This is a genomic window from Streptomyces sp. NPDC045678 (assembly GCF_056432085.1).
In genome coordinates, this window is the sequence record NZ_JBWKJS010000013.1 from 1 (window position 1) to 26,682 (window position 26,682).

At 70.0% G+C, this 26,682-nt stretch carries 25 protein-coding genes, 1 rRNA gene and 1 riboswitch; of the genes, 17 read left to right on the plus strand and 9 right to left on the minus strand.

Going from position 1 to position 26,682, the window contains the following annotated elements:
• From rrf to AC07DO_RS35760, 11 genes are all read left to right on the plus strand, one after another.
• Positions 1–91 (plus strand): 5S ribosomal RNA (gene rrf / locus AC07DO_RS35710); the annotation flags it as partial.
• A gap of 151 nt (positions 92–242) precedes the next feature.
• A complete protein-coding gene (clsA, locus tag AC07DO_RS35715; protein WP_479065931.1) occupies positions 243–851 on the plus strand; it encodes a cardiolipin synthase ClsA in 609 nt (202 codons plus the stop codon).
• Positions 852–968: 117 nt separating this feature from the next.
• Positions 969–3,464, plus strand: a complete 2,496-nt coding sequence (locus AC07DO_RS35720) for a sugar phosphate nucleotidyltransferase (RefSeq protein ID WP_479065932.1) — start codon at positions 969–971, stop codon at positions 3,462–3,464.
• A gap of 88 nt (positions 3,465–3,552) precedes the next feature.
• Complete coding sequence (locus AC07DO_RS35725; protein ID WP_479065933.1) at positions 3,553–4,452, plus strand: DUF881 domain-containing protein; 900 nt, start codon at positions 3,553–3,555, stop codon at positions 4,450–4,452.
• The gene (locus AC07DO_RS35730; RefSeq protein WP_003988855.1) at positions 4,449–4,781 is read left to right on the plus strand and encodes a small basic family protein; all 333 of its coding nucleotides are present in this window, start codon (positions 4,449–4,451) and stop codon (positions 4,779–4,781) included. Before AC07DO_RS35725 ends, AC07DO_RS35730 begins: the two co-directional genes overlap by 4 nt.
• A gap of 5 nt (positions 4,782–4,786) precedes the next feature.
• Positions 4,787–5,629, plus strand: coding sequence for a DUF881 domain-containing protein (locus tag AC07DO_RS35735; protein ID WP_479065934.1), 843 nt, complete (start codon positions 4,787–4,789; stop codon positions 5,627–5,629).
• A gap of 82 nt (positions 5,630–5,711) precedes the next feature.
• The gene (locus AC07DO_RS35740) at positions 5,712–6,680 is read left to right on the plus strand and encodes an FHA domain-containing protein (RefSeq protein ID WP_479066419.1); all 969 of its coding nucleotides are present in this window, start codon (positions 5,712–5,714) and stop codon (positions 6,678–6,680) included.
• Positions 6,681–6,726: 46 nt separating this feature from the next.
• Entirely contained in the window at positions 6,727–7,470 is a 744-nt protein-coding gene (gene ftsR / locus AC07DO_RS35745; protein WP_479065936.1) for a transcriptional regulator FtsR, read from the plus strand.
• 74 nt (positions 7,471–7,544) lie between these two features.
• Positions 7,545–8,018 carry a bifunctional nuclease family protein gene (locus AC07DO_RS35750; protein ID WP_063795355.1) on the plus strand — a complete coding sequence of 158 codons (474 nt, stop codon included), beginning with the start codon at positions 7,545–7,547 and terminating at the stop codon, positions 8,016–8,018.
• Positions 8,019–8,187: 169 nt separating this feature from the next.
• Entirely contained in the window at positions 8,188–8,814 is a 627-nt protein-coding gene (locus tag AC07DO_RS35755; RefSeq protein ID WP_479065938.1) for a MerR family transcriptional regulator, read from the plus strand.
• Between the two features lie 37 nt (positions 8,815–8,851).
• A complete protein-coding gene (locus AC07DO_RS35760; protein WP_479065940.1) occupies positions 8,852–10,276 on the plus strand; it encodes a DNA polymerase IV in 1,425 nt (474 codons plus the stop codon).
• Positions 10,277–10,282: 6 nt separating this feature from the next.
• Here AC07DO_RS35760 and AC07DO_RS35765 read toward each other — a convergent pair whose 3' ends face one another.
• A complete protein-coding gene (locus AC07DO_RS35765) occupies positions 10,283–10,675 on the minus strand; it encodes a PRC-barrel domain-containing protein (RefSeq protein WP_479065942.1) in 393 nt (130 codons plus the stop codon).
• A gap of 144 nt (positions 10,676–10,819) precedes the next feature.
• A riboswitch (glycine riboswitch) is annotated at positions 10,820–10,918 on the plus strand.
• Between the two features lie 187 nt (positions 10,919–11,105).
• Here AC07DO_RS35765 and gcvP point away from each other — a divergent pair.
• Positions 11,106–13,994, plus strand: coding sequence for an aminomethyl-transferring glycine dehydrogenase (gene gcvP / locus AC07DO_RS35770; protein WP_479065944.1), 2,889 nt, complete (start codon positions 11,106–11,108; stop codon positions 13,992–13,994).
• A 131-nt stretch (positions 13,995–14,125) separates the two neighbouring features.
• Here the strand turns inward: gcvP and AC07DO_RS35775 are convergent, their stop codons facing one another.
• Both AC07DO_RS35775 and AC07DO_RS35780 read right to left on the minus strand, forming a co-directional pair.
• Positions 14,126–14,332: a DUF5999 family protein gene (locus AC07DO_RS35775; RefSeq protein ID WP_356265958.1), complete on the minus strand. Its 207-nt coding sequence runs from the start codon at positions 14,330–14,332 to the stop codon at positions 14,126–14,128.
• Between the two features lie 309 nt (positions 14,333–14,641).
• Positions 14,642–15,226, minus strand: coding sequence for a hypothetical protein (locus AC07DO_RS35780; RefSeq protein WP_479065946.1), 585 nt, complete (start codon positions 15,224–15,226; stop codon positions 14,642–14,644).
• A 483-nt stretch (positions 15,227–15,709) separates the two neighbouring features.
• Here AC07DO_RS35780 and AC07DO_RS35785 point away from each other — a divergent pair, with 483 nt between their 5' ends.
• The gene (locus AC07DO_RS35785) at positions 15,710–17,230 is read left to right on the plus strand and encodes a glutamate-cysteine ligase family protein (protein WP_479065948.1); all 1,521 of its coding nucleotides are present in this window, start codon (positions 15,710–15,712) and stop codon (positions 17,228–17,230) included.
• A 28-nt stretch (positions 17,231–17,258) separates the two neighbouring features.
• Here the strand turns inward: AC07DO_RS35785 and AC07DO_RS35790 are convergent, their stop codons facing one another.
• On the minus strand, positions 17,259–19,034 hold the full coding sequence (locus AC07DO_RS35790) for a substrate-binding and VWA domain-containing protein (protein WP_479065950.1): 1,776 nt from the start codon (positions 19,032–19,034) through the stop codon (positions 17,259–17,261).
• Positions 19,035–19,202: 168 nt separating this feature from the next.
• Here AC07DO_RS35790 and AC07DO_RS35795 point away from each other — a divergent pair, with 168 nt between their 5' ends.
• Positions 19,203–20,006, plus strand: a complete 804-nt coding sequence (locus AC07DO_RS35795) for a CPBP family intramembrane glutamic endopeptidase (protein WP_479065952.1) — start codon at positions 19,203–19,205, stop codon at positions 20,004–20,006.
• A gap of 93 nt (positions 20,007–20,099) precedes the next feature.
• Here AC07DO_RS35795 and AC07DO_RS35800 read toward each other — a convergent pair whose 3' ends face one another.
• The 3 genes from AC07DO_RS35800 to AC07DO_RS35810 form a co-directional block, all read right to left on the minus strand.
• Positions 20,100–20,921 (minus strand): PhzF family phenazine biosynthesis protein, encoded by an 822-nt coding sequence (locus AC07DO_RS35800; RefSeq protein ID WP_479065954.1) that lies wholly within the window; start codon positions 20,919–20,921, stop codon positions 20,100–20,102.
• Positions 20,922–21,075: 154 nt separating this feature from the next.
• Positions 21,076–21,441, minus strand: coding sequence for a darcynin family protein (locus AC07DO_RS35805; RefSeq protein WP_479065956.1), 366 nt, complete (start codon positions 21,439–21,441; stop codon positions 21,076–21,078).
• A 107-nt stretch (positions 21,442–21,548) separates the two neighbouring features.
• Positions 21,549–22,511 carry an NAD(P)H-binding protein gene (locus AC07DO_RS35810; RefSeq protein WP_479065958.1) on the minus strand — a complete coding sequence of 321 codons (963 nt, stop codon included), beginning with the start codon at positions 22,509–22,511 and terminating at the stop codon, positions 21,549–21,551.
• Between the two features lie 106 nt (positions 22,512–22,617).
• On the opposite strand from AC07DO_RS35810, the gene AC07DO_RS35815 reads away from it, so the two are divergent.
• Together AC07DO_RS35815 and AC07DO_RS35820 are read left to right on the plus strand one after the other, a co-directional pair.
• Positions 22,618–23,595, plus strand: coding sequence for a LysR family transcriptional regulator (locus tag AC07DO_RS35815; protein WP_479065960.1), 978 nt, complete (start codon positions 22,618–22,620; stop codon positions 23,593–23,595).
• A gap of 198 nt (positions 23,596–23,793) precedes the next feature.
• On the plus strand, positions 23,794–24,450 hold the full coding sequence (locus AC07DO_RS35820; RefSeq protein WP_479065962.1) for a PadR family transcriptional regulator: 657 nt from the start codon (positions 23,794–23,796) through the stop codon (positions 24,448–24,450).
• Positions 24,451–24,600: 150 nt separating this feature from the next.
• On the opposite strand, the gene AC07DO_RS35825 is transcribed toward AC07DO_RS35820, so the two are convergent.
• Positions 24,601–25,029 carry a type II toxin-antitoxin system Rv0910 family toxin gene (locus tag AC07DO_RS35825; RefSeq protein WP_479065964.1) on the minus strand — a complete coding sequence of 143 codons (429 nt, stop codon included), beginning with the start codon at positions 25,027–25,029 and terminating at the stop codon, positions 24,601–24,603.
• Positions 25,030–25,371: 342 nt separating this feature from the next.
• Here AC07DO_RS35825 and AC07DO_RS35830 point away from each other — a divergent pair, with 342 nt between their 5' ends.
• Positions 25,372–26,283 carry a putative protein N(5)-glutamine methyltransferase gene (locus tag AC07DO_RS35830; RefSeq protein WP_479065966.1) on the plus strand — a complete coding sequence of 304 codons (912 nt, stop codon included), beginning with the start codon at positions 25,372–25,374 and terminating at the stop codon, positions 26,281–26,283.
• Here the strand turns inward: AC07DO_RS35830 and AC07DO_RS35835 are convergent.
• Positions 26,280–26,468, minus strand: coding sequence for a hypothetical protein (locus AC07DO_RS35835; protein WP_190537747.1), 189 nt, complete (start codon positions 26,466–26,468; stop codon positions 26,280–26,282). The genes AC07DO_RS35830 and AC07DO_RS35835 overlap by 4 nt on opposite strands.
• Positions 26,469–26,682 lie beyond the last annotated feature (214 nt).

Below are 26,682 nucleotides of genomic sequence, written 5' to 3' on the forward strand. Positions count from 1 at the left end.
GCCCGGTTACATTCCGAACCCGGAAGCTAAGCCTCACAGCGCCGATGGTACTGCAGGGGGGACCCTGTGGGAGAGTAGGACGCCGCCGAACTTTTCTTATAGCCGTGGTCCCTGGATTCAATTCCAGGGACCACGGCTTTTTTGTTTTCCCGGCGTCCTGCCACCCCTCTGCACCCCCGAGGTGCCACTGAGGGTAAGGTCAGGAGGCATCATTGGTTCTTTTCCCCACAGGAGGCCCCCGGGTGGAGGTCCAGGAGACGCGTGTCCAGACGGACCGTGTCCTCACCATCCCGAACATCCTCAGCATGGCGCGCCTCGCCGGCGTGCCCCTCTTCCTGTGGCTGATCCTCAGGCCCGAGTTCGGGGGACCCAACAGCGACGGATGGGCGCTGCTGGTCCTGGCGCTGAGCGGAGTCAGTGACTACCTCGACGGCAAGCTCGCGCGCCGCTGGAACCAGATCAGCAACCTGGGCCGGCTCCTCGACCCCGCGGCCGACCGGCTCTATATCCTCTCCACCCTGGTCGGACTCACCTGGCGGGAGATTCTTCCGCTCTGGCTGACCGCGGCACTGCTGCTGCGTGAGATGGTCCTCCTGGTGATGGTCGGGATCCTCAGGCACCACGGCTATCCGCCACCGCAGGTGAACTTCCTGGGCAAGGCCGCGACCTTCAACCTGATGTACGCCTTTCCACTACTGCTCCTCAGTGATGGAAGCGGTCCGCTCGCCACACTCGCTGCTATTTTCGGATGGGCGTTCGCAGGTTGGGGTACAAGTCTGTACTGGTGGGCAGGGATCCTGTATGTGGTTCAGGTCCGCCGACTTGTCAAGGTGGACAAGCCAGCCGATTGAGCTCGCCGTTATGGCGGCCGCAGAGGCTCCAAGGCTCTCATCCGAGCAATGATGGCAAGCCCATCCCGGTGAGCTGTGTCGGCTGGTTCGTCGTCTAATGAGGAGGACGTTTCCGACATGAAGGCCGTCGTGATGGCCGGCGGTGAGGGCACCCGCCTTCGCCCCATGACCTCGAGCATGCCCAAGCCGCTCCTTCCCGTGGCCAACCGGCCGATCATGGAGCACGTGCTGCGCCTGCTGAAGAGGCACGGGCTCACCGAGACCGTAGTGACAGTGCAGTTCTTGGCGTCGCTCGTCAAGAACTACTTCGGCGACGGCGAAGAGCTGGGAATGGAGCTCACCTATGCCAACGAGGAAAAACCGCTCGGGACCGCGGGCAGCGTGAAGAACGCCGAGGAAGCGCTGAAGGACGACGCCTTCCTCGTGATCTCCGGCGACGCGCTCACCGATTTCGACCTCAGCGAGCTCATTTCCTTCCACAAGGAAAAGGGCGCGCTCGTCACCGTGTGTCTCACGCGCGTACCCAACCCGCTGGAATTCGGCATCACCATCGTCGACGAAGAAGGCAAGGTCGAGCGCTTCCTGGAGAAGCCGACCTGGGGGCAGGTCTTCTCCGACACGGTGAACACGGGCATCTACGTGATGGAGCCCGAAGTATTCGACTACGTCGACCCCGATGTGCCGGTCGACTGGTCCGGGGACGTCTTCCCGCAGCTCATGAAGGAAGGCAAGCCGGTCTACGGCTACGTCGCCGAGGGCTACTGGGAGGACGTCGGTACGCACGAGAGCTACGTCAAGGCGCAGGCCGACGTGCTCGAGGGCAAGGTCGACGTCGAACTCGACGGCTTCGAGATCTCCCCCGGTGTATGGGTGGCCGAAGGGGCCGAGGTGCACCCCGACGCCGTACTGCGCGGTCCGCTGTACGTCGGCGACTACGCCAAGATCGAAGCAGATGCCGAAATCCGCGAGCACACCGTCATCGGCTCGAACGTCGTGGTGAAGAGCGGCGCGTTCCTGCACAAGGCCGTCGTGCACGACAACGTCTACATCGGGCAGCACAGCAATCTCCGTGGCTGTGTCGTCGGCAAGAACACCGACATCATGCGCGCCGCGAGAATCGAGGACGGCGCGGTCATCGGGGACGAGTGCCTGGTCGGTGAAGAATCGATCGTCCAGGGCAACGTCAGGGTGTATCCGTTCAAGACGATCGAGGCCGGCGCGTTCGTCAACACCTCGGTCATCTGGGAGTCCCGGGGCCAGGCGCACCTGTTCGGCGCGCGTGGAGTCTCCGGAATCCTGAACGTGGAGATCACGCCCGAGCTCGCCGTGCGCCTCGCGGGGGCGTACGCGACGACCCTGAAGAAGGGCTCCACCGTCACCACCGCGCGTGACCACTCGCGTGGTGCGCGTGCGCTGAAGCGTGCGGTGATCTCGGCGCTGCAGGCCAGCGCCATCGACGTACGGGACCTGGAGAACGTGCCGCTGCCGGTCGCGCGGCAGCAGACGGCCCGGGGCAGCGCCGGAGGGATCATGATCCGGACGACGCCCGGTGTGCCGGACTCCGTCGACATCATGTTCTTCGACGGGAACGGAGCCGACCTGTCACAGGGGAGCCAGCGCAAGCTCGACCGGGTCTACGCGCGCCAGGAGTACCGGCGGGCCTTCCCGGGCGAGATCGGTGACCTGCACTTCCCGTCCAGCGTCTTCGACTCGTACACCGGGTCGCTGCTGCGGAACGTGGACACCACCGGTGTCGCCGAGTCGGGGCTGAAGGTCGTCGTCGACGCGTCCAACGGAAGCTCCGGACTCGTACTGCCGAGCCTCCTCGGGAAGCTCGGAGTGGACGCGCTGACGATCAACCCGGGGCTCGACGAGTCGCGGCCCACCGAGACGGCCGACGCCCGCAGGTCCGGGCTCGTACGGCTCGGGGAGATCGTGGCGTCAGCGCGGGCAGCCTTCGGCGTGCGGTTCGACCCCGTGGGCGAGCGCCTCTCGCTCGTGGACGAGAAGGGGCGGATCGTCGAGGACGACAGGGCCCTGCTGGTCATGCTCGACCTGGTGGCCGCCGAGCGGCGGAGCGGGCGGGTGGCGCTGCCGGTGACCACCACGCGTATCGCCGAGCAGGTCGCCGCGTACCACGGCACTCAGGTGGACTGGACGACCACGTCGCCCGACGACCTGACGAGGGTGGGGCGGGGCGACTCGACCATCTTCGGCGGCGACGGGCGCGGCGGGTTCATCGTGCCCGAGTTCAGTGGCGTCTTCGACGGAACCGCCGCATTCGTGCGGCTCGTCGGGCTGGTCGCGCGGACGCAGCTCACGCTCAGTCAGATCGACGCGCGGATCCCGCGGGCGCACGTGCTGAAGCGTGATCTCGCTACGCCGTGGGCGGTCAAGGGACTCGTGATGCGGCGTGTGGTCGAGGCCGCCGGTGACCGGTCCGTGGACACCACCGACGGCGTGCGGGTCGTGGAGGCCGACGGGCGTTGGGTGCTGGTACTGCCCGACCCGGCCGAGGCCGTCACGCACCTGTGGGCCGAGGGCCCCGACGACGCGTCCGCGCAGGCGCTGCTCGACGAGTGGGCCACAGTGGTGGACAGCGCCGGTCGCTGACCTTCCCGGGCGCCGGGCAGCAGCCGCAACAGGTGCTGCCCGGCGCGCCGGTGGGGCCATTCGGAGGTAACGCCCGCGACGTGCGACGATGTGCGGCATGCCGCAGCAGCCCCCCGTTCGGAGCACCCCCTCGCGCCCCCGGCGCCCGGACGCCTCCATGTCGCTGCTCACCACCGTCATGGACCACAGTCTGGACGAGGGGTACGCGGAGGCGGCGGCCCGCAAGAAGGCCAGAGGGGACAGTGGTGTGCCGCGTCCGCTGCGGGCCAAACTGGGCCTCGCGGCCGGTCTGGTGCTGGCGGCCCTGGTGGTCACGGTGGGCGCCGCGCAGGCGCGCATAGAGGCACCTGTGGTGGCCAAGGAGCGCGAAGAGCTCATCGATCGCGTCGAAGAGGCGACGGCGGGCGCCGACGCGCTCGAGGACGACGTGGACAAACTCCGCGACGATGTCGGAGAGCGTCAGGAAGCCGCGCTGAAGAGGCACGGCGGCAGCCAGGGCGAGTTGGTGGGGCTCCTCTCGGGCGCCACGGAAGTCCACGGACCCGGCGTGCAGCTCGTCGTGAACGACAAGAAAGAAGCGGAACAGGGCGGCGGCGGTCCGCGCGAGAGTGCCGGTTTCTCCGACACGGGGCGTGTACGTGACCGGGACATGCAGCGTGTCGTCAACGGCCTGTGGCAGTCCGGCGCCGAAGCGATTTCCATCAACGACCAGCGTCTCACCGCGCTGTCGGCGATCAGGGCCGCCGGCGACGCGATACTGGTCGACAACCGGCCGCTGGTGCCGCCGTATACGGTGCTCGCGGTGGGAGACGGCAAACGCTTGAGCACCCGGTTCCAGAACAGCCGCGACGGTCAGTACCTGCATGCTCTGCAGGAGAACTTCGGCATCCGGACCGGCATCTCCGTGTCGGACGAGCTCCGGCTGCCGGCAGCGCCGAGCGTGACCGTACGAACAGCAGAGCCGAAGGCAGGAAAGGGCACATCGTGATCGCCGTACTGGGCCTCGTCGTGGGAGTCGTGGCCGGATTGTTGGTTCGGCCCGAGGTTCCGGCGGTGGTCGAGCCGTACCTTCCGATCGCCGTGGTCGCGGCTCTCGACGCCGTGTTCGGAGGGCTGCGGGCCATGCTCGACGGGATCTTCGACGACAAGGTGTTCGTGGTGTCGTTCCTGTCGAACGTGGTGGTGGCCGCACTCATCGTGTTCCTGGGCGACAAACTGGGCGTGGGCGCCCAGCTGTCCACCGGTGTGGTGGTCGTCCTCGGCATCCGGATCTTCTCCAACGCCGCGGCGATCCGTCGGCACGTCTTCAGGGCGTGACGCCGATGAGTGCCGACGAGAGCCCCGACTACAACCGGCGCAAGGAACTCCCCGCGGAGGTCCCCCACGTGCCCGGTGCCGGCGCGCCCGAGACGCCCGCGTCCGAGTCCCCGGGGAAACCGCAGCTCACCGGCCGTCAGCGGCTGGCTCAGGGCCTGTGGCCGCCCCGCGTGACCCGGCCCCAACTCATCGTCGCCCTGCTGCTGTTCGTGCTCGGCCTCGGCCTGGCCATCCAGGTGCGGTCCAACAACGACAGCAGCGCGCTGCGGGGCGCACGGCAAGAAGATCTCGTACGCATCCTCGATGAACTGGATGACCGAACTGAGCGTCTGGAAGAGGAGAAGCGTCGCCTCGAAGAGCAGCGGACCGGGCTGGAGAACAGCTCGGACCAGGCCGAGGAGGCCCGCAAGCAGACGGTCGAGCGGGAACGGCAACTCGGCATCCTGGCAGGCACGGTGGCGGCCCAGGGGCCCGGCATCCAGCTGACCATCGAGGACACGAAGGGGGCGATCGAGGCGGACATGCTGCTCGACGCCATTCAGGAGCTGCGCGCCGCGGGGGCGGAGGCGATCCAGATCAACGACGTGCGCGTCGTCGCCGACACGTATCTGTCGGACGCCGGCGGCGGTGGCGTCCGTGTGGACGGCCACAAGGTCGGTGAGCCGTACCTCTTCAAGGTGATCGGCAAGCCGCAGGATCTGGAACCTGCGCTGAACATCCCGGGAGGCGTGGTGCAGACTCTGGAGAAGGAGCAGGCCACAGTCACTGTGGAACGCTCGGAGAAGATCGTTGTGGACGCCTTGCGACCTGCGAAGCGGCCTGACTACGCTCGGTCGTCCTCCCAGTGACGGGCGGACGCATGGGTGTCGTCGGGCGGGGGCATGAGGTTGCGGGGGGTCGGCGCACCGGAACTACGGTGCGTGGTGGAAACTGTTTGGTGGTCACGGACGTTGTGAGGATGTCTGGCTCACCGACGAATGCCGGTGTGTGCAATCAGGGTTCGTCCTGCCCCACGGGCGGGTCTGTTTCGGTCAAGGGGAATCGCCCGTGAAGTTGTTTGCGAAGTTGTTCGGCAAGAGCGCACGTGAGGACAGCGGCAATCCGGCCACTGCCCGGCACCGTGCCCCGCGCCATGGAGATGCCGAGGAGCAGGGCGCCGGGCGCCCGATGTTCCGCGATCAGGTCGCTGGTCCAGGTGGTGACAATTCGGGCGGACAGGGCGCGTCGTCTGTTGACCCTGCCGGTCCCGGCCGCATAGGTTTCGGGGAACCTTCAACCTCAGGTACGGGTGGAGGGTTCACCCCCGGCCCGTACGGATCGAATGCCCCCGCGGGGCAGCCACGGCAGGAGGACCCGTCCATGGCCCTGGTGTGTACGAGGTGCGGGAACCGCAACGCCGAGGCGAGCCGGTTCTGCTCCAACTGCGGTGCGCCGCTGCGGGCCGGAGCCACTCCGGAGCGCGCGTCCGAGACCACCTCGACGATCTCGATCTCGGGTCTGGAGGCCTACGACGCCGAGGTGACGGGCCAGAACCCGTCTCCCGCGCTCTCCCCGGAGGCGCAGGCGGCCGTCGACGCCCTGCCGCTCGGCTCGGCGCTCCTCGTGGTGCGCCGCGGTCCGAACTCGGGAAGCCGCTTCCTGCTGGACGGCGAGCTGACCACGGCCGGCCGTCACCCGCAGAGCGACATCTTCCTCGACGACGTGACCGTGTCGCGTCGCCACGTGGAGTTCCGTCGGGTCCAGGACGGTTCCTTCACCGTCGCGGACGTGGGCAGCCTCAACGGCACGTACGTCAACCGGGAGCGGATCGACTCGGTCTCGCTCTCGAACGGCGACGAGGTGCAGATCGGCAAGTACCGGCTGGTCTTCTACGCGAGCCAGCGGGCCGTCGGCCTCTGACCCTCCCCCAGGCACCGTCTGGGGGTACAACCCCCAGGGAAGGTCCATGCTTCAAACACCGAGGGGCGGTGCCGGGAACGGCACCGCCGCAGCGGACCGTCGGCTGATGAGCATCGGTACCGTGCTGAACGAACTGCGCGACGAATTCCCCGAGGTCACGATCTCGAAGATCCGCTTCCTCGAGGCCGAGGGGCTCATCGAGCCGCAGCGCACGCCTTCCGGCTACCGGAAGTTCAGCCCGGAGGATGTCGAACGGCTCGGTCACGTCCTGCGGATGCAGCGGGACCACTATCTGCCGCTCAAGGTCATCCGTGAGCACCTCGAGGCGCTGGAGCGCGGTGAGAGGCCCCCGCTGCCGTCCCTGGGGCGTCAGCGGGAGGACGGCGACGGTCAGGGCCAGGACGAGGCCGAGGGGCCTACGGCGGCCCGTGTGGGCCGTGACGAACTGCTGGCCGCGGCCGAGATCGATGAAGGACAGCTGCATGAGTGGGAGGCGTACGGCCTGGTCGCGCCGTTGCCGGACGGCGGGTACGACGCGGAGGCCGTCACGGTCGCCTCACTCGTGGTCGAGCTCGGCCGGTTCGGTATCGAGCCCCGCCACCTGCGGGCCATGAAGGCCGCCGCGGAGCGGGAGGCCGGCCTCGTCGACGCGGTGGTCGCGCCGCTGCGCAGGCACCGCAACCCGCAGACCAGGGCCCATGCCGAGGCCCGTACCAAGGAGCTGGCGGGTCTCACGGGAAGGCTGCATTCGGCGCTCGTGCAGACCGCGCTCGGCATCAGATTGCCCTGACTCGGCCGCACCCGGCCGGTACTCGACGGGTGCCCGACTACCCAAACCTGCCAGCCACGTCCTAGGGTTGCTGTGTGAACGAGCTCGACGTCGTAGGTGTCCGGGTCGAAATGCCCTCCAACCAGCCGATCGTGCTCCTGCGTGAAGTGGGAGGCGATCGGTACCTCCCCATCTGGATCGGACCAGGTGAGGCGACCGCCATCGCCTTCGCGCAGCAGGGCATGGCACCTGCACGGCCGCTGACCCACGACCTTTTCAAGGACGTGCTGGAGGCGGTCGGCCAGGAGCTCTCCGAAGTGCGCATCACCGACCTGCGGGAAGGTGTCTTCTACGCGGAGCTGGTCTTCGCCAGCGGTGTCGAGGTGAGTGCGCGGCCGTCCGACGCCATAGCGCTTGCGCTGCGGACCGGCACGCCGATCTTCGGGAGCGACGGCGTGCTGGACGACGCCGGCATCGCCATTCCGGACGAGCAGGAGGACGAGGTGGAGAAGTTCCGCGAGTTCCTCGACCAGATCTCGCCCGAGGACTTCGGTACCAACAGCCAGTGAGCCGTGTCCGGAGGTCCGGTTTCGGACCATTCGGATAGCCTTTCCCCGGTTGAGGTACGGGAAACCACTCTCAGGGTGATTATCACTCGGCGTGCCGAGTGTGGCGATCGTTGACGAGCCCCTGGCGACTGCCTACCGTCGAGAAGGCAGGTCAAGGAGGGAGGTCGGCGTGAGAAGCAGCGGCGACGGTACGGCGATGGGCGGTCCGTACCCGTTCCACGGCGGTGCGGTCGATCACTCTCCGAACCGACCGATGGCGGTCCAGGGGAGCGGGGACGCCATGTCCGAGGACGTGGAACAAGCAGAGCACGTCGGCTACCGCGGCCCCACCGCGTGCGCGGCCGCGGGCATCACCTACCGGCAGCTGGACTACTGGGCCCGTACCGGCCTGGTCGAGCCCAGTGTGCGTGCGGCCGGGGGCTCCGGGACGCAGCGGCTCTACAGCTTCCGCGACGTCGTCGTCCTCAAGATCGTGAAACGGTTCCTCGACACAGGTGTGTCTCTGCAGAACATCCGCACCACCGTCCAGCACCTGCGGGAGCGCGGGTTCCGCGACCTCGAGCGCATGACGCTGATGAGCGACGGCGCGACCGTGTACGAGTGCACGACGTCCAGCGAGGTCCACGAACTGCTCCAGGGCGGGCAGGGGGTCTTCGGGATCGCCGTGGGAGTTGTCTGGCGCGACGTCGAGGCCGCCTTGTCCCAGCTGCACGGCGAGCGCATCGACACCGGGGAGACGCTCATCGGGCACAACCCCGCCGACGAGCTGGCCAGAAGGCGCAACAGGGCTGTCTGAGGCCGCGTTGTCAGTGGCGTAGGGCAGCATCAGAGGTGTGAGAAGCGCGCCGACGATCCTGCATCTGGACATGGATGCCTTCTACGCGTCCGCAGAGCAGGCCGCGAAGCCCAGTCTGCGTGGGAAAGCCGTGATCGTGGGCGGTCTCGGGCCGCGGGGTGTGGTGGCGACCGCTTCCTACGAGGCGCGGAAATTCGGTGTGCACTCGGCGATGCCCATGGGGCAGGCGCGCAGGCTGGCGCCCAACGCCGCCTATCTCGTGCCGCGCTTCGGGTTGTACCGCGAGATCAGCGAACAGGTCATGGAACTGCTGCGGGGGCTGTCGCCGCTGGTGGAGCCGCTCAGCCTGGACGAGGCCTTCGTGGACCTGGAGGCGGGTGGCGTCGCGGATTCCGCCGAGTCGGCCAGGGCGGTGGGGGAGCGGTTGCGGGCGGACATCAGAGCGGTGACGGGGCTCTCCGCGTCGGTGGGACTCGCTGCGTCCAAGATGCTGGCGAAGATCGCCTCGGAGGAGGCCAAGCCGGACGGGCTCAGGCTCATAGCGCCGGGGACGGAGCGTGCGCTCCTCGGGCCGATGTCGGTGCGGACGCTGCCCGGGGTGGGGCCCGCCACGGGGGACCACCTGCGGCGGGCCGGGATCCTCACGGTCGCCGAGATCGCGGAGGCGGGTGAGGACGAGCTCGTACGGCTCCTGGGCAAGGCCCACGGAGGCTCTCTGTACGCGATGGCGCTCGCGCGGGACGAGCGGCCCGTCGTGGCGGAGCGGGAGTCGAAGTCGGTCAGTGTCGAGGACACGTACGACGTGGACATCCACGACCGGGTGCGGGTCAGGGCGGAGGTCGCGCGGCTCGCCGAGCGGTGTGTGCAGCGGCTGCGGGCGGCGGGGCACTCGGGGCGGACCATCGTGCTCAAGGTGCGGCGGTTCGACTTCTCCACGCTGACGCGGTCCGAGACGCTGCGCGGGCCCACGGACGACCCAGGGGTGGTCCAGGAGGCCGCGGCGCGGCTTCTGGAGGCCGTGGACACCACAGGGGGCGTCCGGCTCCTGGGAGTGGGCGTCACGGGCCTCGCGGACTACACGCAGGAAGATCTCTTCGCGCAGGCCCAGGCGGAGGCGCAGGCGCAGACCGCGAGCGCGGAGGGAGTGTCCCTGGCGAAGAGCGGGGAGGCCGGGCCGGGGGAGGCGGTGGGGCCGGTGGGTCCGGAGCCGGAGCGTGCCGAGGAACCGGTGGCGCCGGCGCAGCGGCGTTGGGTCGCCGGGCACGATGTGCGGCATGCCCAGTACGGGCACGGGTGGGTGCAGGGAAGCGGCCTCGGGCGGGTGACGGTGCGCTTCGAGACGCCGCTGTCGGCGCCGGGGCGGGTGCGGACGTTCCGTACGGACGACCCGGAGCTGGCGCCCGCGGAGCCGCTGCCGCTGGTCGCCGCGCCGGCGCCGGCCGCACGGCCCGTTTCCGGCTGAGGTGCGTCAGGGGCTCTCCGTGCCCGCGACGCGGCCGAAGTCCTGGTCCGGGGGTGGCACGGAGGAGGGCGGGGGCTGTGGGGGTGTCGTGTCCAGGCCGTAGTGGTGGTAGAGCTGGAGTTCCTGCTCGGGGGAGAGGTGGCGCCCCACTCCGAAGTCCGGGGCGTCCTTGATCAGGTCGCGGTCGAAAGGGATGCGCAGGGTGCCGTCCTCGACGAGTTCGCTGGGTTCCAGGGGGACGAAGGCGTCCCGGCTGAAGAGACCGGTGCGTATGGCGGCCCACTCCGGGGCGCCGGTCGCATCGTCGAGGTAGACCTCGTCGACCGTGCCGATCTTCGCCCCGTTCCGGTCGAACGCCTTGCGGCCGATCAGGTTGCGCGGATCGATATCGGTCTGCACGGGCCCTCCAGCTGGTCGCGGCTTGTCGAAAACGGGCGTAACTCATCCTTAATCATTCGTAGTCACTACGAAAGAGCACTTCGGGGCAGGCGGCCACTCGAGGGATCGGGCATGGTCCTCGCTGGTACGCTGGCGCCTGGCCGCTGACCCCGTGCGGGAGAGCTCTCCGGATCACACATCCGGAGGCGCCGAAGGAGCAAATCCTCCCCGGAATCTCTCAGGCACCCGTACCGCACGGACGAGGTCACTCTGGAAAGCAGGGCGGGCGTCGGGCGGGCACGTTCGGAACCCTTCCTCACCGACGGTGAAAGCAGATCTGTCGCGAGACGGGCCTGTGAAGCTCTCAGGTTGACATGACAGAGGGGGAGGCCGTCCGGGTACCCGCGCCGTGGTACCCCTCGCAGGTCGTGCAGACCAGGAGGCCTCCGCAATGACTGCCACCAATCGCATCCCGCTCTCCGAGCTCGAGCAGGGCATCCCCTTCGAGCAGCGGCACATAGGGCCCGATGCGGAAGCGCGGGCCAAGATGCTCGCCCAGGTCGGGTACGGCTCGCTCGACGAGCTGACGGCCGCCGCGGTACCGGATGTGATCAAGAACGCCGAGGCGCTGAACCTGCCCGGCGCGCGCACCGAGGCCGAGGTGCTGGCCGAGCTGCGCTCCCTCGCCGACCGCAACCAGGTCCTCGACTCCATGATCGGACTCGGGTACTACGGGACGTTCACGCCGCCGGTCATCCTGCGGAACGTGATGGAGAACCCGGCCTGGTACACGGCCTACACGCCGTACCAGCCCGAGATCTCGCAGGGCCGTCTCGAGGCGCTGCTCAACTTCCAGACGATGGTCGCCGAGCTGACCGGTCTGCCCACCTCCGGGGCCTCGCTCCTCGACGAGGGCACCGCCGCCGCCGAGGCCATGGCGCTGTCGCGGCGCATGGGCAAGGTCAAGAACGGCGTCTTCGTCGTCGACGCCGACGCGCTGCCCCAGACCGTCGCCGTCATCCAGACCCGCGCCGAGCCGACCGGTGTCGAGATCGTCGTCGCCGATCTGAGCCAGGGCATCCCGGCCGAGGTCGCCGAGCGCGGGGTCGTGGGCGTGCTCGTCCAGTACCCGGGCGCCTCCGGTGTCGTACGGGACATCAAGCCGCTGATCGACGAGGCCCACGAGCTCGGCGCGGTCGTCACCGTCGCCGCCGACCTGCTCGCGCTGACCCTGCTCACCTCGCCCGGCGAGCTCGGCGCCGACATCGCCGTCGGCACGACGCAGCGCTTCGGCGTGCCGATGGGCTTCGGCGGCCCGCACGCCGGCTACATGGCGGTCCGTGAGAAGTTCGCCCGCAGCCTCCCCGGCCGCCTCGTCGGCGTCTCCGTCGACGCCGACGGCAACAAGGCCTACCGCCTCGCCCTCCAGACCCGCGAGCAGCACATCCGGCGCGAGAAGGCCACCAGCAACATCTGTACCGCACAGGTGCTGCTCGCCGTCATGGCCGGAATGTACGCCGTGTACCACGGGCCCGAGGGCCTGAAGTCCATCGCGCGCCGCACGCACCGGTACGCGACGCTCCTCGCGGCCGGGCTCACCGCCGGTGGCGTCGAGGTCGTCCACGGTGCGTACTTCGACACGCTGACCGTGCGCGTCGAGGGCAAGGCCGAGCAGCTCGTCTCCGCCGCCCGCGAAGCCGGCGTGAACATCCACCGGGTCGACGCCGACCACGTCTCCCTCTCCTGTGACGAGACCACGACGCGCGCCCAACTGGCCGCCGTCTGGGGTGCGTTCGGAGTGGACGCCGACATCGAGGCGCTGGACGCCGCCACCGCGGACACGCTGCCCGCGGGCCTGCTGCGCGGCGACGACTACCTGACGCACCCCGTCTTCCACCAGCACCGCTCCGAGACCGCGATGCTGCGCTACCTGCGCAAGCTCGCCGACCGCGACTACGCGCTCGACCGCGGCATGATCCCGCTGGGCTCCTGCACCATGAAGCTCAACGCGACCACCGAGATGGAGCCGGTCACCTGGCCCGAATTCGGCCAGCTGCACCCCTTCGCCCCCGCCCAGCAGGCCCAGGGCTACCTCACGCTCATCCGCGAGCTGGAGGAGCGTCTCGCCGAGGTCACCGGGTACGACAAGGTCTCCCTGCAGCCCAACGCCGGATCGCAGGGCGAGCTCGCCGGGCTCCTCGCGGTCCGCGGCTACCACCGCGCCAACGGCGACGCGCAGCGCACCGTCTGCCTCATCCCGTCCTCCGCGCACGGCACCAACGCCGCGAGCGCCGTCATGGCGGGCATGAAGGTCGTCGTCGTGAAGACCGCCGACGACGGCGAGATCGACGTCGAGGACCTGCGCGCCAAGATCGAGAAGCACCGTGACGAGCTGTCCGTGCTGATGATCACCTACCCCTCGACGCACGGTGTCTTCGAGGAGCACGTCGCCGACATCTGCGCGTCGGTGCACGAGGCGGGCGGCCAGGTGTACGTCGACGGCGCCAACCTCAACGCCCTGGTGGGCCTCGCCAAGCCGGGCCACTTCGGCGGCGACGTCTCGCACCTCAACCTGCACAAGACGTTCTGCATCCCGCACGGCGGCGGCGGCCCCGGCGTCGGCCCGGTCGGTGTCCGCGAGCACCTCGCGCCGTACCTGCCCAACCACCCGCTGCAGCCCGCCGCGGGCCCCGAGACCGGCGTCGGTCCGATCTCCGCGGCGCCGTGGGGCTCCGCCGGGATCCTCCCGATCTCCTGGTCGTACGTCCGCCTCATGGGCGGCGAGGGCCTCAAGCGCGCCACGCAGGTCGCGGTGCTCTCCGCCAACTACATCGCCAAGCGCCTGGAGCCGCACTACCCGGTGCTCTACACCGGTCCCGCGGGCCTCGTCGCGCACGAGTGCATCGTGGACCTGCGGCCGCTCAGCAAGGCGACCGGCGTCAGCGTCGACGACATCGCCAAGCGCCTCATCGACTACGGCTTCCACGCGCCGACCATGTCGTTCCCCGTCGCCGGCACGCTGATGATCGAGCCGACGGAGAGCGAGGACCTGAACGAGATCGACCGGTTCTGCGAGGCGATGATCGCCATCCGCCGTGAGATCGAGAAGGTCGGCTCGGGCGAGTGGGCCGCCGACGACAACCCGCTGCGGAACGCCCCGCACACCGCCGCCGCGCTGAGCGGCGAGTGGGAGCACGGCTACAGCCGCGAGGAGGCCGTCTTCCCGGCCGGAGTCGTCGCGGCGGACAAGTACTGGCCGCCGGTGCGCCGCATCGACCAGGCGTACGGCGACCGGAACCTGGTCTGCTCCTGCCCGCCGCTGGATGCGTACGAGGACTGATGCGGGCGCCCGCTTCGAGCGGGCATGCGTCGGGGCCGGTTCGGAGAGTTTCCTCCGGGCCGGCCCCTCGTCGTTCCGTGGTGCTCTGGCGCTGTGCGCGGTGCCGTGCGGTCGTGCGGATGTGCCGGCGGTCAGGCGGCCGTCATGATCTGATCGGTGCCCAGCGGTCGGTGCGGGGCGATGATCTGGCCGTCCGGCAGCAGCTCACCGGTGTCCTCGAAGAGCAGGACGCCGTTGCACAGCAGGCTCCAGCCCTGCTCCGGGTGGCTGGCCGCGAGGAGCGCGGCTTCCCGGTCGGCGGAGTCGGCTGTCGGGCACGGTGGTTGGTGCTGGCACATGGAAGGGTTCTTTCGCTGCGATGTGATGGCTGTGACGTCGGTCCTGTGGCTCGATGCGGTATTCATAACCGCCCCCCGTTGTAGTCGGTCCGATCCCAGTGTTGCCCTACGAGCGTCAATCCGCAGGGATTTTGCCGCAGCGGCTCCTACTGCTTAATGACGTATCACCCGCCCGGACGGTTCAGCCCAACTTCCCTGTCCCTTCGGGTGGTTCGGGGTGGCCTGACCGGGCTAGTCCACTCGCGGCCGGTGGGCAGCGCTGTGCCCCGCGGCCGGTGGGCGGCGGGGCACAGGAGCGTGACGGCGCTGTCAGGCGGGTGAGCTCAGCAGCGGTGCCGGTGTCAGGCGGTGGTTGAGCATCGGCAGGAGCTCGGCGACGCGGTGCGGGCGGTGTGCCGCGATGCCGGGCGGGGCGGGCGCGAGCGGCACGAGCAGATCGGAGGCGGCCAGTGAGCCCTCGGCGCCGTCGTCCGTGCAGTCACGGTGGAGCCAGAGCGTGAGCATATACAGCTCGGGTACGGAGAGCAGCCGCGGTTGGCACGGCATCGGCATGGCCTCCGCGTGCCGCAGGGCGCGCTCCGTCGACGTGATGTAGGGCCCTTCGAAGAAGTGGGAGAACGCCCATCCGTCCGGCGTGAGGACCGTGTCGGCGGCGGCGACGGACCGCTCGGCGCAGCGGATGAGGAAGCGCCAGCCGGCCAGCCGGGTGGGCGAAGTGGCCTGCGGGGTGATGTGGTCCAACACGTGGACCGGCAGCGGGAGTTCGGGGCTTGCGGGTCCCTGTGCGGTACGCAGGGACGGTGTGCGGGCCTCACGCACGGCGGTGGGGGAACCGAGTGCGGTGAGGACGCAGCGAAGGGCGGGCGCGGGAGCCGGGGGGACATGCAGCGGCATGGTGGGTCGCCTCTCTCATTCGACAGGCACAGTGGAGCGGGGGCAGGTGCGTGACGGCGCTGTCAGCTCTGGGTCAGAGGGGCGGGGGCTGGGGCCGCGAGCGCCAACTCTCTGCCTAGATTGCGGAGTTTATACGAGCCGTGTTCGAGCGGTGTTTCGTCTAGACGAACCGTATATTGCGAGCAAGGACTTATCGCGCCGTCCTTGTGCGGGCCTTTACACCGATTTTGTACGGGCCCCGACGTCATGACCTCGTATTCCCTGTTCCGCGCGGTCGGCCAAATTCTGCCGGTGCTTTTGACCAGACGCTTCGGAACGGAATCTTCACCGTGCCGCATGCCTGGTGAATGTGCCCGACTCGCGGCGCGTCGAGCGTACTGGTCGGCGGCCCCTCGCGGGGCGTTATCGATCACATTGCCTGGGCATCATCCCCCGTACACAGCGGCCGGATCGTTGGCTGCCCGTTCGAGGAGGGACGCTTCGATGGGGGAGAAGGTCGTGGCGGGCACGTTCGACCTGGCCGACAGGCACCACTACCGAGGCAAGCTCCGAGAGTGTCTCGCGGGGCTGGAGCGGATGCTGGAGGAGGGGCGATTCGACAGGCCCAAGAATCTGATGGGCATGGAGATCGAGCTGAATCTCGCCGGGCCCGACGGACTGCCGAGAATGTTGAATGCGCAGGTACTCGAGCGCATCGCGAGTCGGGATTTCCAGACGGAACTCGGAATGTTCAATCTCGAAGTCAACATCGCCCCGCACCGGCTCGGCGGACGCGTTCTCGACCGGCTCGCGGAGGAACTGCGCACGGGCCTCAACTATGCACACAGGAAAGCGGCCGAGCTCTCCGCCGGCATTGTCATGATCGGAATTCTGCCGACCCTGAACCGCGCCGATCTGGTCTCCGCGAACCTCTCCGACGTCGATCGGTACGCCCTCCTGAACGACCAGATCGTGGCGGCACGCGGCGAGCACTTCGCGCTGGACATCCAGGGCGTGGAGCGGCTGACCTGCACCTCGACGTCGATCGCGCCCGAAGCGGCCTGTACCTCCGTGCAGTTGCACCTCCAGGTCACACCCGGCCGGTTCGCCGACGTGTGGAACGCGGCGCAGGCCATCGCCGCCGCACAGATCGCCGTCGGCGCCAACGCGCCCTTCCTGTTCGGGCATGAGTTGTGGCGCGAGTCGCGCCCGCCGCTGTTCCTGCAGTCCACGGATACGCGGCCGCCCGAGCTGCAGGCCCAGGGCGTGCGGCCGCGCACCTGGTTCGGGGAGCGCTGGATCACCGAGCCGCTCGAGCTCTTCGAGGAGAACCTGCGGTACTTCCCCGCGCTGCTGCCCCTGATGGAGGAGGAGGACCCGCTGGGCGTCCTCGACGCGGGCGGCGTGCCGCGGCTCGGCGAACTCGTCCTGCACAACGGCACCGTGTACCGCTGGAACCGCCCGGTGTACGGCATCGCCGACGGCGTCCCGCACCTGCGGGTGGAGAACCGCGTCCTGCCCGCGGGCCCCACCATCACCGACGTGATCGCCAACGCCGCCTTCTACTACGGGCTCGTGCGGGCGCTCGCGGAGGAGGCACGGCCCGTGTGGTCCCGGCTGCCCTTCGAGACCGCCGCCCGCAACTTCGACATCGCGTGCCGCCACGGCATCGACGCCACCCTGCAGTGGCCGCGGCGCGGCAGGCTCGGCGGCACCACCGAGGTGGCGGCCGTCCACCTCGTACGCGACGAACTGCTGCCGCTCGCCGCGGCGGGCCTGAACGCGTGGGGTGTGGAGCCCGCCGACCGCGACCTGTACCTCGGGGTGATCGAGGAACGGTGCAGACGGCGGGTCAACGGAGCGTCCTGGCAGGCGACGACGTACCACCGGGCCCGGGACGGCGGCATGTCCAGGGAGGAGGCGCTGGCCGCGACCACCAAGCGGTACAGCGAGCTGATGCACACCGGGGAGCCGGTGCACACGTGGCCGGTGGGGCTGCGGGAGCCCGCGGTGCCGCGCCGCTGAGCTCCGGCAGGCGGGCCGGTCGGGACGGTCAGCCCTGGTTGCTGCCCGCCTCCATGATCGCCTTGAGGATGACCGCGTGGATCTGGGCCGGGTCGTCGACCTGGTGCCCGGAGCCGCCGGTCGCCTCCGCGATCTGCTGGACCTCGTCCTTGTCCGCCTCGGGGCCGACCGCGATGGCGATGATCGGCACCGGGTGCGCACGGTCGGAGATCTCCTCCAGCTGCGCGATCAGGGAGCTGCGCGAGATGCTGCCCGGGTCCTGGTTGGCGCCGTCGGTCAGGATCACCAGGGCGTTGAACTTGCCGCGCGCGTACGTCGACCGGGCTTCCTTGTAGGCGGCGAGCGTCGTGTCGTACAGGCCCGTGGCGCCGCCCGGCACGGGCTGCAGGCTGCTGAAGGCGTCGGACAGCTCGTCGCGGTGGGTCGCGCCGCCCTTGCGGTCGCCCAGGCGCCGGGTCGGCTCCAGTTCGCGGTAGTCGCGGGCGCCGTCGAGCCGGGTGGCGAACTCCCACAGACCGATCTCGTCCTCGTCGGTGAAGCCTGCGAGGGCACGCAGCAGCGACGCCTTGGTGACCTCCATACGGGACTGGTCGCGGCCGGGCACGAACTGCCGCATGGACTCCGAGGCGTCGACGACGGTGCTCAGCCGCGCGCTCTGGACGGTGATCGTCCACATGCCGAGGGTCTCCTGGAGCTTCTTGTCCGACGGCGGGTCCGTGGCCTCGTCCGCGTACGGCTGCGGGGCGCGGCCGCCCGCGGCGGTGATCAGCCTGTCGGACGGCCGGCCGGGGTCGGTCCTGAAACCGTGCTCGGCCAGGATCCGCCGGCCGTCGTCATCGCTGAACATCGTCATGAAGCGCAGGGCCGCGCGGCTCGTGTCGGTGGACATGCGGCCGTCCTCGACGAGCGTGTACGGGTAGTCGAGCCGGGGTGAGCCGTCCTTGGGGTAGAAGAGGTCGAGGCTGTTCTCCTCGCCCGCCGACGCGTTGTGCGCGTAGGCGGCCTGCTCGGAGAGGATCAGGGCCTGGTTGCGGCGCGGGTTGCCCTGTTCGGCGCCGGAGCCGTCGCGGGCCAGCGTGTCCAGGAGGCGGCCGTCGCTGCCGGTGGTGCGGGCCGCGAGGGCCTTGGCCAGTGCGGCGGCCCGGGTGCCGCCCTCCTTGCCGCCCTGCTTCTTCGCGGACCCACCCATCTTGGCGAGGGCGAGCAGACCGCTCGCGCTGCGCGCGGGATCGGCCGCGCCGAGGCGCAGCTTGTCGCCCTTCGTCGCGGCCGTGGTCAACTCCGGCCAGCTGTACGTCTTCTTCGGCCAGCCCAGCGACTCGGCGGCGGACGGCACCATGCCGATACCGACGGGCGAGGAGGCTATGTTGCCCGCGGGGGAGATCTTGCTCTGCTTGCCCCCGAGGCCGACGCGCTGCACCCACACATCGGAGTCCGGCACCCACACGTCGTACGCCGGGTCACTCCTGCCCGTGCGCAGTTCGGCCGTCACCTTGTACGAGTCGCGTGCCGTCACCCGCACGTCGATGCAGTGCCCGTCCGAGGTGATCTCCTGCTCGCGGGCCTGGTCGGCCGCCTCGCGCAGGGCCGGGGACACCGCCGGCGCGGCGACGACGTCGAGGCGTACCGCGTCGTCGCCGCACGAGTCGGCGAACGAGAGCAGTCCGGTACGGACCGCGGCCGCCGCGCCTCCCGCCACCACCAGGACGAGGGCCGTGGCGATGGCGACCGTGCGTCCGCGCGACCGCGGCCGGGGGCCGGGCGTTGCCGTCCCACGCTCATCGGGCAAGCTGTGACGTCCCATGGCGGTGGTGCCTCTCCTTGAACGATGAAGCAAGGAAAGAGGGGAGCTGTGCGCCTGGAATCGGCGTCCGCCCCCCTCGGCCTGTCGCGCACGATCTTCGTAACTTCTTTCGAGACCCTAGCGGGGCGAGGATGGGGATGAGGCGGGATTACTCAACTGGAGGCGTAAGTGCAAGCGGAGCCGGGGCCGATGGCCGGTTCTTTTCCTGTGGACGGTCCTTCGCGGCGGACCCTGAGGGATGAGACGCTGCTCGTCCTGGCCCTCTCGCTCGGCGCGAGCGGGGTGTCCGCGCTGATCAGCTTTGTCGGGTCGGTCACCAAACCGGGGGGACTCAAGGACCAGGCGGCCACGCTGAACGCGTCGGCCGCGCCGGGCCGGCCGTGGCTTGATCTCGCATGGCAACTGTTCGGCATCACGACCGCGTTGGTGCCGGTGGCGCTCGTGGCGCACTTCCTGCTGCGTGAGCGGGCGGGGCTGGCGACGATCGGTTTCGACCGGACGCGGCCCTGGCCGGACCTGGGGCGCGGCGCAGCGATCGCCGCGGTGATCGGCAGCACCGGGATCGCCTTCTACCTGGCGGCCCGCGGGCTCGGCTTCAATCTCACCGTGGTGCCCGAGGCGCTCCCCGACGTGTGGTGGAAGTACCCGGTCCTCGTGCTGTCCGCGGTGCAGAACGCGGTGCTCGAGGAAGTCATCGTCGTCGGATATCTGCTGCGCAGGCTCGGGCAGTTGGGGTGGACGCCAATGGCGGCGCTGGTGGGCAGTTCGGTGCTCCGGGGCTCGTACCACCTCTACCAGGGCATCGGCGGGTTCGTCGGGAACCTCGCGATGGGTGTGGTGTTCGTCCTGCTCTATCGCAGGTGGGGGAGGGTCGGCCCGCTGGTCGTGGCCCACTCCCTGCTCGACATCGGCGCGTTCGTCGGCTACGCGCTGCTCGCGGGGAAGGTGGAGTGGCTGCCCACGCCTGCGTAGCGCATCGGTGGGCAGCTCTCCGTTCCCTCGCGCGGGCGTCGGCGGTGCCGGGTTCGGCCGTGTGGGCCTCGGCCGTGGCGGCTTCGCTTCGGGTCAGGCGAACAGTTCGCCCTCGATGACCGTGACCGCGTGGCCGGTCAGGAGGGTGCGGTCGCCCCGCAGCCGGGTGCGGACCAGGCCGGTGCGGGCCGAGGCCTGGAGACCGGTCAGTTCGGTGCGGCCGAGGCGTTCGGACCAGAAGGGGGCGAGGGCGGTGTGCGCGCTGCCCGTCACCGGGTCCTCGTCGATGCCGACGCGCGGGAAGAAGCAGCGGGACACGAAGTCGTAGCCGCGGGCGGGGTCCTCGGCCCCGGCCGTGGCGATGATGCCGCGCTCGGAGTGGCGGACGAGGGCCTTGTGGTCGGGCGTGAGCGACCTGACCGTCTTCTCGTCGGCGAGCTCGACCAGCAGGTCGCCGGTGTTCCGGCCCGTGTCGTACGCGAGGAGGGGCTCGGCGCCCAAAGCTTCCGCGATGCCGTCGGGGAGTTCGGCGGCGGTGAGCGGGGCGGTCGGGAAGTCGAGGGTGAGGGTGCCGTCCTCGTGCGCGGTGGCGGCGAGGATGCCGCTGCGGGTGGTGAAGCGGACGGTGCCGGAGGCGGCGCCGGTGGTGTGCAGGACGTGCGCTGTGGCCAAAGTGGCATGGCCGCAGAGGTCGACCTCGGTGGCGGGGGTGAACCACCGCAGCGCCCAGTCGGCGTCCCCGCCCGGCGGCAACGGATGGGCGAAGGCGGTCTCGGCGTGGTTGACCTCCTTGGCCACGTTCTGCAGCCAGGCGTCGTCGGGGAAGTCGTCGAGGAGCAGGACTCCGGCCGGGTTGCCGGCGAAGGGGCGGTCCGTGAAGGCGTCGACGACGCGGAAGCGGTGAGAAGTCGGCATGCGCTTCACGGTAGAGGGCTGGGGAGCGCGCCGGGTAAGGCCAATTCGGTATGGCTGGACTGGTTGGGGCGGGCGATTGGCCTGCTGTCGCGGCGGGCGCGTGCCGCGAGGCTGCTCGGGGGCTCGCTCGCGGCACGCGCCCGGAGGGGCGGGGTCAGGTGGTGATGGTGGCCACGGGCTCGACGCCGTAGGTGTGTGCGTAGCCGTTCTCGGTGCCGACGAGGAGGTCGACCACCACGAAGTAGCGGTCCCAGAAGGGGGTTTCCCGGAGCGCGTCGATCAGGACCTGGTAGGCGCCGTGGCTGTCCGCCTCCCACACCCAGACGTCGGTGACGCGCGCGGAGTAGAACTCCGTGTCGTAGAAGCGGGACCGGACCCCGGACGTCCTCTCCTTGATCACGGGGACGATCTCGGTGTTGAAGGCCTCGATCCGCTGTTCGACGGTCATGGCCAGCCATTCGGGGTTGGTCTTGACGAGCATGAACGCCGTGACCGGCGTCTCTGTTGCGGTGCTGGGCATGGGGTGCCTTTCTTAGGGGTGGTTCGGGGCGGAGTGGTTCGAGACGGAGTGGGTCGGGACGGAGCGGGTCGGAGGCGGGCCGAGTCGGGCGGCGGGCCGGGTCGGTTTCAGGCGCGTACGGCGGGCTTGAGCACCCGGGCGCACCACTGCTCGAAGGTTGTGGCTGTGGCTGTGGCTGTGGCTGTGGTCGTGGCCCCGGCCCTGGCCGTGGTCGAGGTCGGGCTTGTGGTCGCGGGGGAGGAGTGCGCGTCGGTGCGCGGAACGCCCGCGTCCAGCCCTTCGTCCTTGGCCCGCTTCATGTCCACGACGCCTTGGGCGAACTCCTTGTCGAGGCCGTAGCCGACGAGGGCGGCGAGCAACTCCTCGTAGGACTGGCGCTCGTAGCGGACGGGCCGGCCGAGCTGCTCGGACATGATGCGGGCCAGGTCGGTGGGGGACAGGTCCTGCGGGCCGAGGACGGGGACGCTGCCGACGCCGGTCCAGGTCCGGTCCAGGAGCAGGGACGCGGCCGCGGCGGCGATGTCGGCGACGGCCACCAGAGGTGCCTTGCGGTCCGCGTCGAGACAGTCGACGAAGACGCCGTTCTCCCGGATCGAGTCGGCCTCCTCCAGGAAGTTCTCGAAGAACGACGGGTTGGCGAGGGCCCGGTAGGCGACTCCGGAGGAAGCGATGAGGTCGTCCATGGCGAGGGAGGCGGTCACGAGCCCGGCGCGGTCGGCGACGGGGGTGCCGCGGCCGAGCGCGGAGACGCCGACGACGTGACCGACGCCGTGCGTGGCCAGTGCCTTCGCGGCGGGACGGGTGAAACCGCTGAAGGCTGCCTCCGGGGTCAGGGAGGAGTCCGGGGGGACGAGCCAGAAGACGGCGTCCGCGCCCTCGAAGGCGCGGTCGACGGTTCCGGGGTCGCCGTGCGAGCCGGTGATCACCTCGACGCGTTCACGTACGTCGTCGGGGAGCCGTGCCGGATCGCGCACGACCACGCGGAGGTCTTCCGGGGCCGGATCGGAGTCGAGGAGCCGGGTGAGCAGAGCGCTGCCGATGTTCCCGGTGGGTGCGGTGATGACGATCATGAGGGCTTCCTGGTCGGTGCCTGTTCGGGACGTCACCATCCTGCGAACGCGCCAGGTGTTGCCACAATGGGCACTTCGGCACGCAATCATTGTCTGAGGTGGAATAATGCAGGTCAAAGGAACGGGGCCGGTTCTCGACGCCAATCTCGCCATCGCGCTGGACGCCCTCCTGGCGGAGGAGAGCGTCACGAAGGCCGCCGCTCGTCTGCACACGTCGCCCGCCGCCATGAGCCGTACGCTCGGCCGCCTCCGGCGCATCCTCCGCGACCCGCTCCTGGTCCGCGCGGGGCAGGTCATGGTCCCCACCCCCCGCGCGCTTGCCCTGCGCGAGGAGGCCGCCGGAGTGGTGCGGCGCATCACGGCGCTGCTCACGCCCGAGACTCCCGTCGACCCGGCCACCTTGAGCAGCACCTTCACCGTCCAGGCCGCCGATCTGATCGGCGCCGCGCTGGCGCCCGCCCTGCTGCGGCTGTCCCGTGAGGAGGCGCCGGGGGTCTCCCTGCGGATGCGGGCCGAGGAGCTGGAGGCGGGACCGGCGCTCCGTGACGGCCGCGTCGACCTGGAGATCGGGGCCATCGACCATGTCGACCCCGAGACGCGGGTGGAGGAACTGGTGACCCTGCGGATGGCGGCGGCCGTACGCCCGGACCACCCCCTCACCCGCAAGCCGCTGACGCCGGCCCGGCTCGCCGCGGCCGAGCACGTGGTGGTCAGCCGCCGCGGCCGCTTCTCGGGCCCGATGGATGCCGCACTCGCCGAACACGGCCTGCAGCGGCGCGTGAGCGCGGTCCTGCCCAGCCACTTGGCCGCGTTGACCCTCGCGGCCGTCAGCGACGTCGTCTGCCTCGTCCCCGCTGTGCCCGCCGGCGAGGCTCCGTCACCCGTCACCGCGCCCGCGTCCGTCCTGGGGCTGCGCGTGCTGGACATCCCGCTGCCCTTGCCGCCGCTGACCATCGGCATGGCCTGGCATCCCCGTCACACGGCTGACGGAGCGCATCAGTGGCTGCGGCGGGCGGTGCGCCAGACCTTTCGTACGACCACGCCTGCCGGGGCGCCGGGACAGGGGCCAGAGCTGGACGCGTGATGACCGTGCTGATCGCGGCCGACGAGGCGTGACCGCGCCGTCACGCTTGCCGTGGCCGCGCGTCAAGCGCTTGCCCAGTCGTCGGCTCACCCGCCAACCTCCGGCATCGGGTTGTCAGCCGAACTGTTTCGATATATCGTTGAGGCATCGCGACAGGTTCGCGACTGATACGAAAGATCGACGACAGGAGTGATCACCATGCGTACCCATGGTTTTGAACACGAGCACGGACGCGGCCACGGACACGGCCGCCGCGGCGGCCCCGAGGGCCGTGAGGGCTTCGGCCGCGAAGGTTTCGGCGGATTCGGCGGCTATGAGGGGCGGCGCGGCGCGTTCGGTCCGTTCGGTCCCGGCTTCGGCGGGCCCGGTGGTCCCTGGGGCGGCCGCGGCGGACGCGGAGGAGGCCCGCGCGGAAGGGCGAGGCGTGGCGACGTACGCGCGTCGATCCTGGCCCTGCTGAAGGACCGGCCCATGCACGGCTACGAAATGATCCAGGAGATCGCCGAGCGCAGCGGCGGGGCGTGGAAGCCCAGCCCCGGTTCGGTCTACCCGACCCTTCAGCTGCTGGAGGACGAGGGCCTGATCAGCAGTGCGAGCGAAGGCGGCAAGAAGCTCTTCTCGCTCACCGACGCAGGGCGCGAGGCGGCCGAAGAAGGTCCCGAGGCGCCGTGGGAAGAGGCCGGTCGCGGTGTCGACTGGGACACGCTGAACGAGATCCGGCAGGCCGGCTTCGGTCTGATGGAGGCGTTCGGGCAGGTCTGGAAGACCGGCAGCAAGGAGCAGCGCGAGAAGGCGCTGACGGTCATCAACGACGCACGCAAGAAGCTGTACCTGATCCTCGCCGATGAGGACTGACGTGGTCGGGGCCGACGGCCCCCGCCACAGATGAGGCGCCCCGCACGCATCGTGTGGGGCGCCTCTTGGTTGTGCGAGGGGCGACGCCGGGGTCTTGGCCGCTGGGGTCTTGATGGGCTCGAGCGTGTTCTGTGCGCCGGGTTCTGGAAGTCAGGTCACCAAGCCGTCCAGCTTGCGCAGCGATTCGTTGAGGGCGGCGGTCGCCGAGTCCTTCAGCTTGCCCGCCATCAGGGAGACCGCGGCACCGGTGAACTCGCCCTCGATGCGGACCACCGTCGCCGAACCCTCGGGGGAGAGGGAGTAGCGGGTGCCGACAGTGACGCCCATCGGGCCCTTTCCCGCGATGGCCAGGGTGCGGGCGGTCTCCAGTTCGCCGATGGTCCAGTCGACCTCGGCGGGGAAGCCCATCAGCTTCATGTTCTCCACGAAGGTGCCGCCCACTTCCAGCGTCGTGGGGCCGCCCCGGGGGAAGCTCGTGTGCGTGGCGTTCCACTCGCCGTAGGAGGAGAAGTCGGTGAGCTGGGCCCAGATCTTCTCGGCGGGTGCCTCGATCCTTGCCTCCGCGCTGACTTCGGCCATGCGACCACCCCTTCCCGTCGGGCGCTGCGACGGCCGCAGCTACGGTGTCGCGGAACGTAGCCGCAGGCCCCTGAACATTCAATACTGATGAACCGTCAGCTCTCGTGGTGAGCGTGGCCGGTGAGTGTGGCCACGGCCGTGACCTCGTATGTTCTGGTCGGTCAGGGGGTGAGGTACTGTTCCCTCTGCCCTGTGACGGACGCAGGCGGCGCGCTTGGGAGGTGAGACCCATTACCGCAGTAGCAGGTCGGGTGCTCCCCCCTCACGACCGCACGGTTCACCCGGCGTACCGGCGCAGGTGACCGAGGGAGCCCCATCGGGTTCCCGAAAGGTATTCCTCACATGTCGGTCTCTGCTTTCTCCACGTCACACCACTCCTCCGTCACGAGTACGCTGCGCGCCGCCGGCTGCGTCTTCGCCGAGGACGAGGCGGAGTTGATCCTCTCCACCGCGCGTACCCCCTCCGAAGCGGCCGCCATGGTCGAGCGCCGCGCGGCCGGTCTGCCGCTCGAACACGTCCTCGGGTGGGCGGAGTTCCTGGGGCTGCGGATAGTCGTGGACCCGGGAGTGTTCGTACCGCGCCGCCGCACCGAGCTCCTCGTCGGACTGGCCGCGGAACTCGCCGGTCGCGCGGCCGTCGTCGTCGATCTGTGCTGCGGGTCGGGCGCTCTCGGGGCCGCGCTCGCCGCGGGTCTCGACGAAGTCGAGCTGTACGCGGCCGACATCGACCCCACGGCGGTCCGCTGCGCCCGCCGCAACGTCGCCGACGTCGAAGGCGAGGTCTACGAAGGGGACCTCTACGACCCGCTGCCCGTCGCGCTGCGGGGGCGCGTCGACATCCTCCTCGCGAACGTCCCGTACGTCCCCTCCGAAGAGGTGGGCCTGCTGCCCGCAGAGGCCCGCGTCCACGAGGCGCGCGTGGCGCTCGACGGAGGCGCGGACGGACTCGACGTGCTGCGCCGGGTGACCGAGGAGGCGCCCGGGTGGCTGGCGCCCGGCGGGCACCTCCTCTTCGAGACGAGCGAGGGGCAGGTGCCCGCGGCCGTCGACGCCGTCGAACGGGCCGGCTTGGCGGCGCGCGTGGTGAGCGACGAGGAGAGGTGCGCGACGGTGGTCATCGGGACGTGGCTGGGGCGCAAGCCTGGGGAGCTCGGGGCGGACGGGCTTGGAGTGGACGGGTTCCGGGCGGGCGGGTTCCGGGCGGGCGGGCCCGGCGCGGGCGGGCTCGGCGGCGGGGGTGCGTACCGGAACTAGCCGACCCGTCGTATGACCGCCGCGTCGAACAGGTCCGACGCCCTCGGGAACGGGCTTTCGTCGTGGCAGTGCCAGGCGTCCCAGAAGAGGTCGGCGGGCAGCGCGTCGTCGGGGGCGTACACCCGGTAGACGTACTGCCTGCCGTCGACCGCAGGCAGGGCGACCATCCAGCACCTGCTTTCCATGCTTATGGGACGAACGGGGCGGTGTGATGGTTGCGCGCCGGATACGGGCGCCCGGCGCGCGAGGTGGTGGGGGCAAGGCGGCGCGCGAACGTCCGCGCGGATCGTTGGATCTCATCCGTAAGGAGGACAACCAACGCCCGCTTGCCCAACCTGTGTCGGACGCGAAGATGCTTCCCGCCGCCGATGCATATGCCCCTGGGGGTTGATGTGGTGG

What these genes read in the sequence shown, in the direction of transcription:
- AC07DO_RS35720 (WP_479065932.1), top strand. Translation starts at nt 969, where the DNA reads ATGAAGGCCGTCGTGATGGCCGGCGGTGAGGGCACCCGCCTTCGCCCC.
- AC07DO_RS35725 (WP_479065933.1), top strand. Translation starts at nt 3,553, where the DNA reads ATGTGCGGCATGCCGCAGCAGCCCCCCGTTCGGAGCACCCCCTCGCGC.
- AC07DO_RS35735 (WP_479065934.1), top strand. Translation starts at nt 4,787, where the DNA reads ATGAGTGCCGACGAGAGCCCCGACTACAACCGGCGCAAGGAACTCCCC.
- ftsR (WP_479065936.1), top strand. Translation starts at nt 6,727, where the DNA reads ATGCTTCAAACACCGAGGGGCGGTGCCGGGAACGGCACCGCCGCAGCG.
- gcvP (WP_479065944.1), top strand. Translation starts at nt 11,106, where the DNA reads ATGACTGCCACCAATCGCATCCCGCTCTCCGAGCTCGAGCAGGGCATC.
- AC07DO_RS35775 (WP_356265958.1), bottom strand. Translation starts at nt 14,332, where the DNA reads ATGTGCCAGCACCAACCACCGTGCCCGACAGCCGACTCCGCCGACCGG.
- AC07DO_RS35780 (WP_479065946.1), bottom strand. Translation starts at nt 15,226, where the DNA reads ATGCCGCTGCATGTCCCCCCGGCTCCCGCGCCCGCCCTTCGCTGCGTC.
- AC07DO_RS35785 (WP_479065948.1), top strand. Translation starts at nt 15,710, where the DNA reads ATGGGGGAGAAGGTCGTGGCGGGCACGTTCGACCTGGCCGACAGGCAC.
- AC07DO_RS35790 (WP_479065950.1), bottom strand. Translation starts at nt 19,034, where the DNA reads ATGGGACGTCACAGCTTGCCCGATGAGCGTGGGACGGCAACGCCCGGC.
- AC07DO_RS35800 (WP_479065954.1), bottom strand. Translation starts at nt 20,921, where the DNA reads ATGCCGACTTCTCACCGCTTCCGCGTCGTCGACGCCTTCACGGACCGC.
- AC07DO_RS35805 (WP_479065956.1), bottom strand. Translation starts at nt 21,441, where the DNA reads ATGCCCAGCACCGCAACAGAGACGCCGGTCACGGCGTTCATGCTCGTC.
- AC07DO_RS35810 (WP_479065958.1), bottom strand. Translation starts at nt 22,511, where the DNA reads ATGATCGTCATCACCGCACCCACCGGGAACATCGGCAGCGCTCTGCTC.
- AC07DO_RS35815 (WP_479065960.1), top strand. Translation starts at nt 22,618, where the DNA reads ATGCAGGTCAAAGGAACGGGGCCGGTTCTCGACGCCAATCTCGCCATC.
- AC07DO_RS35820 (WP_479065962.1), top strand. Translation starts at nt 23,794, where the DNA reads ATGCGTACCCATGGTTTTGAACACGAGCACGGACGCGGCCACGGACAC.
- AC07DO_RS35825 (WP_479065964.1), bottom strand. Translation starts at nt 25,029, where the DNA reads ATGGCCGAAGTCAGCGCGGAGGCAAGGATCGAGGCACCCGCCGAGAAG.
- AC07DO_RS35830 (WP_479065966.1), top strand. Translation starts at nt 25,372, where the DNA reads ATGTCGGTCTCTGCTTTCTCCACGTCACACCACTCCTCCGTCACGAGT.
- AC07DO_RS35835 (WP_190537747.1), bottom strand. Translation starts at nt 26,468, where the DNA reads ATGGAAAGCAGGTGCTGGATGGTCGCCCTGCCTGCGGTCGACGGCAGG.